Source organism: Candidatus Methylomirabilota bacterium, assembly GCA_036005065.1.
In the GTDB taxonomy this organism is placed as follows: Bacteria; Methylomirabilota; Methylomirabilia; order Rokubacteriales; family DASRDR01; genus DASYQW01.
This window is the reverse complement of the sequence record DASYQW010000381.1, coordinates 1-12,693: the sequence shown is the minus strand read 5'-3', so window position 1 is coordinate 12,693 and position 12,693 is coordinate 1. Positions and strand designations below refer to the sequence as shown.

Here is a 12,693-nt window from a genome sequence, read left to right as displayed (position 1 = left end):
GGCTCCGCCGCCGCAACTTGTCCGAGGGGGGGCCTCGGGGGGGTCTCGGAAGACCCCCCCGAAGTGACTTACCAGCGGTAGTGGGCGAACGCCTTGTTGGCTTCGGCCATTCGGTGGGTATCCTCGCGCTTCTTGACGGACGCCCCCCGGTTGTTGGCCGCGTCGAGGAGCTCGGCCGCCAAGCGGTCCTGCATCGTCTTCTCGGGACGCTTGCGGGCGAACCCCACGATCCAGCGCATCGACAGCGAGGTCCGCCGCTCGGGTCGGACCTCCACCGGCACCTGGTAGGTCGAGCCCCCGACACGCCGGGACTTGACCTCGAGGGCCGGCTTGACGTTGTCGACGGCCTGTTTGAAGAGCTTGAGCGGATCCTGCTTGGCGCGATCGCCCATCAAGTCGAGCGACTGGTACATGATCCGTTCCGCCAGGCTCCGCTTGCCCCGCTCCATCATCGCGTTGATGAACTTGGCGACGAGGCGGCTCCCGTACTTGGGGTCGGGGAGGACCTCGCGCCGCTGAATGATCGCCCGTCGTGGCATAGCTATCCTCGGAGGGGGGCTGCGCCCCCCTTCCGAACCTGTCCCCCGGACAACTTGCGCGGGCAAAGCCCGCGCTCGGAGCGCTTCGGCGCGCCGTGTACGGACGAGGAATCCGGAACTCGGTGTATCAGCACCGCGCGTCCCCTAGGCGCCGCCGGCCTTCGGCGTCTTGGCGCCATACTTCGATCGGCTCCGCCGGCGGTTCGCCACGCCCGCCGCGTCGAGGATTCCCCGGATGATGTGGTAACGCACCCCCGGCAGGTCCTTCACGCGGCCCCCGCGGATCAGCACGATCGAGTGCTCCTGCAAGTTGTGGCCGACCCCGGGGATGTACCCCGTCACCTCGATGCCGTTCGTCAGCCGCACCCGGGCCACCTTCCGCAGCGCCGAGTTCGGCTTCTTCGGGGTGACCGTGTAGACACGGATGCACACTCCCCGCTTCTGGGGGGAGCCCCCCATGGCGGGCGCCTTCGACCGCTTGCGTACCGCCTCGCGGCCTTGACGGACGAGCTGACTGATGGTCGGCATGCGGCCTCTCAATCGCTAGCCGGTCAAATGCTAGCGCAAAACTCCCAATTTATACCAGCCTCCCCCGGGTAAGTCAACCCGGGAACGGCCCCCGTCCTCACCCGACCGCCGGCCGGTCGACCGGCATCGACGGCTCCGGCAGCGCCTCGGCGGCGGGCGTGACCGCCACCGGCTCGGGCGCCCGAGCCGCCTCTCCGATGTCGGTCTCCAGATCGGCCTTGGCATACAGCGCGAGCCCCGTGCCGGCCGGGATCAGCCGACCCACGATCACGTTCTCCTTGAGCCCGCGCAGCTCGTCCACCTTGCCGCTGATCGCCGCCTCGGTGAGGACCCGCGTGGTCTCCTGGAAGGACGCGGCCGAGATGAAGCTGTCGGTGGACAGTGATGCCTTGGTGATGCCGAGCAGCATGGGCTTGGCGGTGGCCGGCCGCCCGTTGGCGGTGACCACCTTGTCGTTCTCCTCCTGGAACACGAACCGATCCACCAGCTCGCCGACCACGAAGTCGGTGTCGCCGACCTCGTCGATGCGGACGCGGCGCAGCATCTGGCGGACGATGATCTCGATGTGCTTGTCGTTGATGGTCACGCCCTGCAGGCGGTAGACCTCCTGCACCTCGTTGACGAGGTACTCCTGGAGGCGCTTGTCGCCGAGGACGGCCAGGATGTCGTGCGGATTCTCCGAGCCTTCCATGAGGGGCTCGCCCGCCTTCACCCGGTCGCCCTCCCGCACCGTGATGTGCTTGCCCCGCGGCACCAGGTACTCGCGCGCCTCCCCGTCGTCGGCTTTGACGACGATCTTCCGCATGCCCTTGACGAAGCCGGCGAACTCGACGATCCCGTCGATCTCGGTGATGACGGCCTGCTCCTTCGGCTTGCGGGCCTCGAAGAGCTCGGCCACCCGGGGCAGACCGCCGGTGATGTCCTTGGTCTTGGTCGTCTCCCGCGGAATCTTGGCGATGACGTCGCCGGCGAACACGGTCGATTCGTCGCCGACCAGCAGGTGCGCCTTGACGGGCAGCGTGTAGCGCCCGACGGTGTCATCCCGCTCGTTCTTGATGGAGACTCGCGGCTGGAGCCGCCCCTCCTGGTCCTCGATGATCACCTTGCTGGCGAGCCCGGTGACCTCGTCGATCTCCTCCCGCAGCGTCACGCCGTCGGCCACGTCCCGATAGACGAGCTTGCCGGATACCTCGGTCAGGATCGGAGTCGTGTAGGGATCCCACTCGACCAGCACCTGGCCGGCGGTCGCTCGCTTGCCGTCCTCGACCTTGATCTTGGCGCCGTAGACGATCGGGTAGCGCTCCTTTTCTCGGCCCTTGTCGTCGACCACGGCCAGCTCGCCGTTCCGGTTCATGACCACCCGGTCGCCGTCGCGGTTGATGACGGTCCGGAGGTTGTGGTAGCGGACGATCCCGCCGTGCTTGGTCTCGTGCTTCGACTGGACCGTGATGCGAGCGGTGCCGCCGATGTGGAACGTCCGCATCGTCAGCTGGGTGCCGGGCTCGCCGATCGACTGGGCGGCGATGATGCCGACCGCCTCGCCGAGCTCAGCCAGCCGGCCCGTCCCCAGGTTGCGTCCGTAGCACATGATGCAGACGCCGCGCTTGGCCTCGCAGGTCAGCACCGAGCGGATCTTCACCCGCTCGAGACCCGAGTCCTCGATCCGGGTGGCCAGCTCCTCGTCGATCTCGATGTTGGCGGCCACGATGATCTCGTCCGTGAACGGGTCGCGGATGTCCTCGGCCGCCACTCGGCCCAGCACGCGGTCCCGCAGCGACTGGATGATCTCGCCGCCCTCGACCAGCGGCGTGGCATCGATCGACTTCACGGTGCCGCAGTCGGGCTCGCTGACGATGACGTCCTGGGCGACGTCGACCAGCCGGCGGGTCAGGTAGCCCGAGTCCGCCGTCTTGAGGGCGGTGTCGGCCAGGCCCTTCCGGGCTCCGTGCGTCGAGGTGAAGTACTCGAGCACGGTCAGGCCTTCGCGGAAGTTGGAGGTGATCGGCGTCTCGATGATCTCGCCCGAAGGCTTGGCCATGAGGCCGCGCATGCCGGCCAGCTGGCGGATCTGTTGCTTGGAACCGCGGGCTCCCGAGTCGGCCATCATGAAGATCGGGTTGAACTCCCCGCCCTGCTCGCCGGACTCGAGCTCGCGGAACATCTCGTCCGCGATCTCCTCGGTGACGTGAGCCCAGATGTCGACCACCTTGTTGTACCGCTCGCCGTTGGTGATCACGCCGTCGAGGTATTGCTGCTCGACCTCGATGACCAGGCGCCGCGCCTCCTCGATGAGGCGGCTCTTCGACGACGGCGTCTGCATGTCATCGATGCCGATCGACAGACCAGACAGCGTCGCGTAGCGGAAGCCAATATCCTTGAGATCGTCGAGGAACTTCACGGCCTCGGCGCTGCCCAGCCGGTGATAGCTCTCGGCGACCAGGGCCGTCAGCTCCTTCTTCTTCAACTCGCGGTTCACGAACCGGAGCGGGAGCGGGACGATCTCGTTGAAGAGCACCCGTCCCACGGTGGTGTAGTCCTTCCACCGCTCCGGGCTCCGCGCCTCGCCCTCGCTCGGGTCAGGCTCGGAGAGGGTGTTGACACCGCGGACCTTGATCCGCGCCTGGAGGTCGACGTCCTCGGCGTCGTACGCCATCCGGACCTCTTCCATGTCGGCGAAGACGCGGCCCTCGCCCTTCACCCCCTTCCGCTCCTTGGTCAGGTAGTAGATCCCGAGAACCATGTCCTGGGTCGGGATCGCCACCGGGCCGCCGTTGGCGGGGGAGAGGATGTTGTGGGCCGAGAGCATCAGCACCGTCGCCTCGAGCTGGGCTTCCATGGAGAGCGGCACATGGACGGCCATCTGGTCGCCGTCGAAGTCCGCGTTGAAGGCCGTGCAGACGAGAGGGTGAATCTCGATGGCCTTCCCCTCGACCAGGATCGGCTCGAAGGCCTGGATCCCGAGGCGGTGGAGCGTCGGGGCCCGGTTCAGCATGACCGGGTGCTCCTTGATGACCTCCTCCAGGATGTCCCACACCTCGGGCCGCTCCTTCTCGACCATCTTCTTGGCGCTCTTGATCGAGGAGGCCAGCCCCCGCTCCTCGAGCTTCCGCAGGATGAACGGCTTGAACAGCTCGAGGGCCATCTTCTTCGGCAGCCCGCACTGGTGGAGCTTGAGCTGGGGGCCGACGACGATGACCGAGCGCCCGGAGTAGTCGACGCGCTTGCCGAGCAGGTTCTGGCGGAACCGTCCCTGCTTCCCCTTCAGCGTGTCGCTGAGCGACTTCAGCGGCCGGTTGTTGGGGCCGGTGATCACCCGCCCGCGGCGGCCGTTGTCGAAGAGCGCGTCCACCGCCTCCTGCAGCATCCGCTTCTCGTTGCGGATGATGATTTCCGGGGCCTTCAGCTCCATCAGCCGCTTCAGGCGGTTGTTCCGGTTGATGACCCGCCGGTAGAGGTCGTTGAGGTCGGAGGTCGCGAAGCGGCCTCCGTCCAGCGGCACCAGCGGCCGCAGCTCGGGCGGGATGACGGGGATGACCTCCAGGATCATCCACTCCGGCTTGTTGCCGGACTTGATGAAGGCTTCCACTACCTTGAGGCGCTTGACCGTCTTCTTCCGCTTCTGGGCAGAGGTCTCCGACATCATCTGGGCCCGGAGTTCCCGGGCCAGCTCATCCAGGTTGAGGTCGCGCAGGAGCTCGCGGATCGCCTCGGCCCCCATCCCGACCTTGATCCGGTCGGCGCCGTGCTCATCGGACAGCTTCCGGTACCGGTCGACGGTGAGGAGTTCCTTCCGCTTGAGCGTCGCCGGGCCCGGGTCCAGGACCACGTACTCCTCGAAGTAGAGGATCTTCTCCAGATCGCGGAGCGACATGTCGAGGAGCTGGCCGATCCGGCTGGGGAGGCCCTTGAAGAACCAGACGTGGGAGACCGGCGAGGCGAGCTCGATGTGGCCCATGCGCTCGCGGCGGACCCGGGCCCGCGTCACCTCGACGCCGCACTTGTCGCAGATCACGCCCGCGAACTTCATTCGCTTGTACTTGCCGCAGGCGCATTCGTAGTCCTTGGTCGGCCCGAAGATCCGGGCGCAGAAGAGCCCGTCGCGCTCCGGCTTGAACGTCCGGTAGTTGATGGTCTCCGGCTTCTTGACCTCGCCGCTCGACCAGACCTGCCGGATCTTCTCCGGCGGGGCCAGCCGAATCCGGATGGAATCGAACGTGATGGGCTTCGGGTAGCGGGCGTCAAGGATGCCCCACAGGTCCTTCGTGGGCTTGTCCTCCCTGATGAGACTCCCGAACTGCCGATCAGTCAGCATTCGCTCCTCCTAGGTGCCGGGCCGATACCCGTCGCGTCCCGTCGTCCTGCGGTTCTCGGCCCGGAGCCATTCACGCACTACGGGGACCTTACGCCGCTCGGCGACCTCCCGTGTCCGTGCTAGGCCCTTCCTTTCCCGTCGCGCTGGATCAATTCGACATCCAGGGCCAGGCTCTGGAGCTCCTTCACGAGTACGTTGAAGGACTCCGGCGTGCCCGGCTCGAGGAAGTTCTCGCCCTTGACAATCGCCTCGTAGATCCGGTTCCGCCCCTCGACATCGTCCGACTTGACCGTCAGCATCTCCTGGAGGGTGTGGGCGGCCCCGTAGGCTTCCAGCGCCCACACCTCCATCTCGCCGAACCGCTGCCCGCCGAACTGGGCCTTGCCGCCCAGCGGCTGCTGGGTCACCAGCGAGTAGGGGCCGATCGACCGGGCGTGCATCTTGTCGTCGACCAGGTGGGCCAGCTTCATCATGTAGATCTGGCCCACCGTGACTTCCTGGTGGAACGGCTTGCCGGTCCGCCCGTCGTACAGCGCCGTCTTGCCCGAGTGGGGCAACTGGGCCTGGCGGAGATGGTCCTTGATCTCGTCCTCGGTGGCGCCGTCGAAGACCGGGCTGGCGATCCACACGCCCAGCACGCGGGCGGCCCACCCGAGATGGGTTTCCAGGATCTGGCCCACGTTCATCCGCGAAGGCACCCCAAGGGGGTTCAGCACGATCTCGACCGGTGTGCCGTCCGGCAGGTAGGGCATGTCTTCCTCCGGGAGGACCCGCGAGACGACGCCCTTGTTGCCGTGCCGGCCCGCCATCTTGTCGCCGACCGAGAGCTTCCGTTTGACGGCCACGTAGACCTTCACCATCTTGATCACGCCGGGCGGCAGGTCGTCGCCGCGTCGGAGCCGGGCGACCTTCTCCTCCCGGATCGTCCGCAGGATCTCCATGTCCTCCTCGGCCTTCTCGTCGATCTTGCGAATGTTGGATGCGAGCCCCTCGTCCTCCTTGACCTTCACCTTGGTCAGCTCGTCCCAGCTCAGCTCATCCAGCCAGGCCCGCTCGATCTTCTGGCCCTTGCGGCCCAGCGTCCGCTTCTTTCCGTCCACCAGGTCCTGGATCAGGGTCTTGCCGACCAGGAGGTTCTTCAGCTTCTGGTCGCGTTCCATCTCGACGATGGCGACCTCGTCCTGGTAGTCCTTTTCCAGGCGGCCGACCTCTTCCTCCTCGATCGACTTGGCGCGCTCGTCCTTGTCGATGCCGCGCCGCGAGAAGACCTTGACGTCCACCACCGTGCCCTCGATCCCCGGCGGCACGGTCAGCGACGTGTCCCGCACGTCCCCGGCCTTCTCGCCGAAGATCGCCCGCAAGAGCTTCTCCTCGGGAGTGAGCTGGGTCTCCCCCTTCGGGGTGATCTTTCCGACCAGGATGTCGCCCGCCTTGACCTTGGCCCCGATGCGGACGATGCCCGACTCGTCGAGGTCCTTGAGGGCCTCCTCGGACACGTTGGGGATGTCGCGAGTGATTTCCTCCTTGCCGAGCTTGGTGTCCCGCGCCTGGATCTCGAATTCCTCGATGTGGATCGAGGTGTACCGGTCATCCTTCACCAGGCGCTCCGAGACCAGGATGGCGTCCTCGAAGTTGTACCCGCCCCAGGGCATGAACGCCACCAGGACGTTCCGGCCCAGCGCCAGCTCGCCCTGATCGGTGGCCGGACCGTCGGCGATGACCTCCCCGGCGGTGACCCGCTGGCCTTTCCGGACGATCGGCTTCTGGTTGATGCAGGTGTTCTGATTCGAGCGCTGGTACTTCGTCAGGTTGTAGATGTCGAGCGGCAGATCCTGGACCGGATCGGCCTTCTTCCCACGCGCTTCGGCCCGGACCACGACCCGGTCGGCGGCCGCCGAGTCGATCACGCCGCCCCGCTTCGCCACCACGACCGCGCCCGAGTCCCGGGCGACGATGTGCTCCATCCCGGTGCCGACCAGCGGCGCCTCCGGCTCCAGCAGCGGCACCGCCTGCCGCTGCATGTTCGAGCCCATCAGGGCGCGGTTGGCGTCGTCGTTCTCCAGGAAGGGGATCAGGCTGGCCGCCACCGACACGAGCTGCTTGGGGGAGACGTCCATGTACTGGACTTCCTCCGGCGGCACCAGCTTGAACTCCCCGGTCTTCCGGGCCGACACGCGCTCGGCCACGAAGCGCCCCCGCTTGTCCACCTGGGCGTTGGCCTGGGCGATGACGACCTGCTCCTCCTCGAGGGCGGTCAGGAAGATGATGTCGTCGGTGACGGCACCGTTCTCGACCCGGCGGTAGGGCGTCTCGATGAAGCCGAACTCGTTGATGCGGGCGTAGGTCGAGAGCGAGGAGATGAGCCCGATGTTCGGCCCTTCCGGCGTCTCGATGGGGCAGATGCGCCCGTAGTGAGTCGGGTGGACGTCTCGGACCTCGAAGCCGGCGCGCTCCCGGCTCAGCCCGCGAGGCCCCAGGGCCGACAGGCGGCGCTTGTGGGTCAGTTCGGCCAGCGGGTTCGTCTGGTCCATGAACTGCGAGAGCTGGGAGGAGCCGAAGAACTCCTTGACGACCGCCGACACCGGCTTGGCGTTGACCAGGTCGTGCGGCATGAGATTCTCGATGTCGGCGATCGACATCCGCTCCTTGACGGCCCGCTCCATGCGCGTGAGGCCGACTCGGAACTGGTTCTCCAGGAGCTCCCCCACCGAGCGGACGCGCCGGTTGCCCAGGTGATCGATGTCGTCCGTCGGATACTTCTCCTGCTTGACCGCCAGCAGGCGTCGGATCACCTGGATGATGTCCTCCGAGCGCAACGTCTTCCAGGCCAGCGGCGACTCCATCCCGAGCTTCTTGTTCAGCATGAATCGGCCCACGCGGGCCAGGTCGTACCGACGCGCGTCCAGGAACATCCCTCGGAAGAGGGCCCGGGCCGACTCCACGGTGGGGGGATCGCCGGGACGGAGCCGCCGGTACATCTCCACGAGCGCCTCGTCGGGATTCCGGTGCCCGTCCCGGGCCAGCGTCTCGTAGATGGAGGCGTCATTCCGGTCCGGGTTGACGTAGATCACCTTGAACGGCGTCACCGACCGAGCCTGCAGCTGCGCCACGACCTCGTGGGTCAGCTCCTGGTTGGGCTCCAGGATGACCTCTCCCGTCTCGCGGTCGATCACCCGGCCGCCGGTGCGCCGGCCTTCCAGGTGCTCGGGCTTGACCGGGATCCGGTCGACGCCCAGCTCCTGGAGCCTCGCCACGACCTTGGCGTTGAGGCGCTTGCCGGCCTGGATCACCGGCTCCCGGTGCCGCGGCGGCTTGATGTCCTCGGCCACCCGCGTCTCCTCGTTGTGCACGCTCGGGTCGAGCTTGACGAGGGCCCGCCCATCCTCGAATCCCACGACTTCCTCGAGGTCGTAGAACGCGCCCAGAATGTCTTCATCGGAGAGGACGGTGTTCTTCTCGAGGAACCAGAACGCCCGGATGAACGCGGTCACCAGCATCTTGCGCCGTCGATCGATCCGGACGTGGAGGATGTCGTTGGCGTCGAACTCGAACTCGACCCAGGAGCCCCGATAGGGGATGATGCGCGCGGAGTAGATCTTCTTGCCGGAGGCGAGGGTCTTGCCGCGGTCGTCATCGAAGAAGACGCCCGCCGAGCGCTGGAGCTGGCTCACGACCACCCGCTCGGTCCCGTTGATGATGAAGGTTCCCTTCTCGGTCATGAGCGGCAGCTCGCCCAGATAAACTTCCTGCTCCTTGATGTCCTTCACGGTGCGGGAGCGCGCTTCCTTGTCGTGCTCATAGACCACCAGGCGCAGCGTCACCTTGAGGGGAATGGCGAACGTCATGCCCCGGTCGTGGCATTCCTCGACGGTGTACTTCGGCTCGCCGAAGTGATAGCCCACGAACTCCAGTGAGGCGTTCTCGTTGTAGTCCGTGATCGGGAAGACACTCTTGAAGACGCCCTGGAGGCCCATCTCTTCCCGGTGCTCGGGGGCGTAGTCCTTCTGGAGGAACGCCTCGTACGAGTTCCGCTGAATCTCGATCAGGTTCGGGATCTCCACGATGGAGGGGATCTTCCCGAAGTCCTTCCGAGTCCGACGACCGCACTGGATCTGTCCTGCCATCTATTCCCTCTCACTCAGGCGACCGGCGGTGGCGCGATCGCCGCGCCCGCCGGGCTGAGACCCGAGCCGGTCAAGGACGCAGGCCCGAGCCGCACCGAGCCGTATGCCGCATACGTCGAGGTGCGGCGAGGGCCGAGGACACCGGGCTGCGACGGGTATCGGCATGGCGGCTACTTGATCTCGACGGAGGCGCCGACCTCCTCGAGCTTCTTCTTCATGTCCTCGGCTTCGGTCTTGGACACCTTTTCCTTCACCGGCTTGGGCGCCTCGTCGACGACCGCCTTGGCTTCCTTCAGGCCCAGTCCGGTGAGCTCACGAACGACCTTGATCACCTGGATCTTCTTCTCACCGGCGCCGGTGAGGACCAGGTCGAACTCGGTCTTCTCCTCCTCGACCGCCGCCGGCGCCGCCCCGGCCCCGGCCCCGCCAGGACCAGCCGCCACCGCGGCCGGCGCCGCCGACACTCCCCACTTCTCCTGCAAGAGCTTCGAGAGCTGGGCCGCTTCCAGCAAGGTCAAGTGGTCCAGCTGCTCCGCGATCTCCTCGATCCTGGTCGCCATCTATCCCTCCGTCGTGGTGTGAGATTCGCCGGCCATTTGGGTCGCGTCATCGCCCGAGGCGGCCTTGCCACGTTCCGCGAGAACGTGGACCAGCTCGCGATGCGGGGCCGTGAGGAGCCCCACCAGCTGCCCCATCGGCCCCTGGACGGCGCCGATCAGCTGACTCCGGAGCGCCTCCCGCGACGGGAGGTCGGCCACCGCCCGTAGCTCCCGCGGCTCCAGAATCTGGCCATCGATGACCCCGGCCTTCACCGTGAGCGCGGGGTTGGTGCGGGTGAAGGCGGACAGGGCCTTGGCCACCGCCACCGGGTCCCGCCGCACGATGACGAGGCCGGTCGGCCCCGTCAGATGCGCCCGCAATCCCGCCAGGGGCGAGCCCTCCAGCGCGATCCGCGCGAGTCGGTTCTTGACGACGCGGTATTCCGCCGCCGCCGCTCTGAGCTGCTTCCGCAGCTCGGACAGCTGCTGGACCGTGAGCCCCCGGTACTCCGTGAGCACGGCGGCCCGGGCGTCGGCCAGGCTGCTCTTCAGCTCTTCGATCGTCTCGGCCTTGGCCTGCGTCGGCACAGTGGGCTCCTCACTTCTTGTAGAGGTTCGCGACCCGCTGGACGTCCACCGGGATCCCGGGTCCCATCGTCGTCGCCAGCGTGATGCTGCGGAAATACTGGCCCTTGGCGGCGGCCGGCTTCGCCTTCGCCAGGGCCTCCAGCACGGCGTGCGCGTTGGCCGCGAGCTGTTCGGCCGAGAACGACTTCTTCCCTACCGGGACGTGCACGTTGCCGGCCTTATCCACTTTGAACTCGACTTTCCCGGCCTTGACCTCCCGCACCGCCCGCGCGATGTCGAAGGTCACGGTGCCGACCTTGGGGTTCGGCATCAGCCCTCGCGGGCCCAGGATCTTGCCGAGCCGCCCCACCTGCCCCATCAGGTCGGGGGTGGCGACGGCAGTGTCGAAGTCGAGCCAGCCGCCCTGGATCTTCTCGACCATGTCTTCGGCCCCGATGAAATCGGCCCCCGCCTCGCGGGCCTCGCGCTCCTTCTCGCCCTTGGCGAACACGAGGACCCGCACGGCCTTGCCGGTGCCGTGCGGCAGCACCACTGCGCCACGGACCATCTGGTCCGCGTACTTGGGGTTCACCCCGAGGCGCACGGCCATCTCCACCGTCTCGTCGAACTTGGCGTAGGCGACCTTCCTCACGAGGTCGACCGCTTCCTCGACCGTGTACGCCTTCGTCGGATCGATCTGCTCGACCGCCTTCGCGTAGAGCTTTCCTACCGCCATCGATGCCTCCCTACCCGACGACTTCGATGCCCATGCTGCGCGCCGTCCCCTCGACGATCCGCATGGCCTGGTCGACGTTGTCGGTGTTGAGATCGGGCAGCTTGGTCTGGGCGATCTCGCGCACCTGGCCCCGCGTCACCTTGCCGATCTTGTCCTTGAGGGGGTTGGCCGACGCCTTGGCGATCCCGGCCGCGCGCTTGAGTAGCACGGAGGCCGGCGGAGTCTTCACGACCAGGCTGAACGACCGGTCGGCGTAGATGGTCACCACGACCGGAAGGATCAGACCCTCCTGGGAGCCCGTCTGCGCGTTGAAGCTCTTGCAGAACTCCATGATGTTCACGCCGTGCTGGCCGAGGGCGGGTCCCACCGGCGGCGAGGGGTTGGCCTTGCCGGCCGGGATCTGGAGCTTGACGACCGCCTGGATCTTCTTGGCCATGGATCCCCGTCACCCTCTCTGTCGCAGGGAGCGCCCGTCCGGACCGAGGCCTGCTCTGCGCTTCCGTAGGCCTTCCATCGCTACATGCGCTCCACTTGGTAGTATTCGAGCTCAACGGGCGTCAGCCGACCAAAGATCGCCACCATGACCTTGAGCTTTCCGCGCTCGGGGTTCATGTCCTCGATGGTCCCGGTGAAATTGACGAAGGGACCTTCGACCACCCTCACCTTGTCGCCCTTCTGGAAGATGGACTTGGGTTTGGGCTTCTCCGCCCCCACCTCCATCTGTCGCAGGATCTCCTCGACCTCCCCCTGCGGCAGCGGCGCGGGACGCGGGCCCGACCCGACGAACCCGGTCACCTTGGGCGTCGACTTCACCAGATGCCAGGAGTCGTCCGTCATCTCCATCTCGACCAGCACGTAACCCGGGAAGAACTTCTGCGGCGTGATCCGCTTCTGTCCCTTCCGGACCTCGACGACCTCTTCGGTGGGAATGACCACCTGGCTGATGTGGTCCTCCTGGCCGAAGATCTTCGCCCGCTGCCGGATCGCCTCGGCCACCTTGTTCTCGAATCCCGAGTAGGTGTGCACCACGTACCACTGCTTCGCCATGACCGTCCTAGTGCAAGATGAGGCCGACCAGCCGGGAGAGCGCGATGTCCACCGCGGCCAGGAACACCGCCAGGACCACCACCACCACGATGACGACGGTCGTCGAGCCCATGACCTCGCGCCGGCTGGGCCAGCTCACCTTGCGGAACTCGACCAGCACGTCGTGAAAGAACTCGCGGATCTTCCCGAGAAACTCCATCACCCTCTGCGTCCCGTTGCGGAGGGGGTCGCGGCAGACTCCCGCCGAGACCTCCCCCGGGAACCGTGGCGCGGGCCAAGCCCGCGCTCGGACCCTCCCCCG

General features: G+C 66.9%; 9 protein-coding genes and 1 pseudogene. All 10 read right to left on the bottom strand.

Going from position 1 to position 12,693, the window contains the following annotated elements:
- Nucleotides 1-68: 68 nt before the first annotated feature.
- Nucleotides 69-539 carry a 30S ribosomal protein S7 gene (gene rpsG, locus VGW35_25720; protein HEV8311075.1) on the bottom strand — a complete coding sequence of 157 codons (471 nt, stop codon included), beginning with the start codon at nt 537-539 and terminating at the stop codon, nt 69-71.
- A 144-nt stretch (nt 540-683) separates the two neighbouring features.
- Nucleotides 684-1,067 carry a 30S ribosomal protein S12 gene (rpsL, locus tag VGW35_25715; protein HEV8311074.1) on the bottom strand — a complete coding sequence of 128 codons (384 nt, stop codon included), beginning with the start codon at nt 1,065-1,067 and terminating at the stop codon, nt 684-686.
- A 229-nt stretch (nt 1,068-1,296) separates the two neighbouring features.
- Nucleotides 1,297-5,322 (bottom strand): annotated as a pseudogene (rpoC, locus tag VGW35_25710) (DNA-directed RNA polymerase subunit beta').
- Between the two features lie 176 nt (nt 5,323-5,498).
- Nucleotides 5,499-9,503, bottom strand: coding sequence for a DNA-directed RNA polymerase subunit beta (gene rpoB, locus VGW35_25705; GenBank protein ID HEV8311073.1), 4,005 nt, complete (start codon nt 9,501-9,503; stop codon nt 5,499-5,501).
- Nucleotides 9,504-9,673: 170 nt separating this feature from the next.
- Entirely contained in the window at nt 9,674-10,063 is a 390-nt protein-coding gene (rplL, locus tag VGW35_25700; GenBank protein HEV8311072.1) for a 50S ribosomal protein L7/L12, read from the bottom strand.
- The gene (gene rplJ / locus VGW35_25695) at nt 10,064-10,630 is read right to left on the bottom strand and encodes a 50S ribosomal protein L10 (protein ID HEV8311071.1); all 567 of its coding nucleotides are present in this window, start codon (nt 10,628-10,630) and stop codon (nt 10,064-10,066) included.
- 10 nt (nt 10,631-10,640) lie between these two features.
- Nucleotides 10,641-11,345, bottom strand: a complete 705-nt coding sequence (gene rplA, locus VGW35_25690) for a 50S ribosomal protein L1 (GenBank protein HEV8311070.1) — start codon at nt 11,343-11,345, stop codon at nt 10,641-10,643.
- Between the two features lie 10 nt (nt 11,346-11,355).
- Entirely contained in the window at nt 11,356-11,781 is a 426-nt protein-coding gene (gene rplK / locus VGW35_25685) for a 50S ribosomal protein L11 (GenBank protein ID HEV8311069.1), read from the bottom strand.
- A gap of 80 nt (nt 11,782-11,861) precedes the next feature.
- A complete protein-coding gene (gene nusG, locus VGW35_25680) occupies nt 11,862-12,392 on the bottom strand; it encodes a transcription termination/antitermination protein NusG (protein ID HEV8311068.1) in 531 nt (176 codons plus the stop codon).
- Between the two features lie 7 nt (nt 12,393-12,399).
- Nucleotides 12,400-12,591, bottom strand: a complete 192-nt coding sequence (gene secE, locus VGW35_25675) for a preprotein translocase subunit SecE (GenBank protein HEV8311067.1) — start codon at nt 12,589-12,591, stop codon at nt 12,400-12,402.
- Nucleotides 12,592-12,693 lie beyond the last annotated feature (102 nt).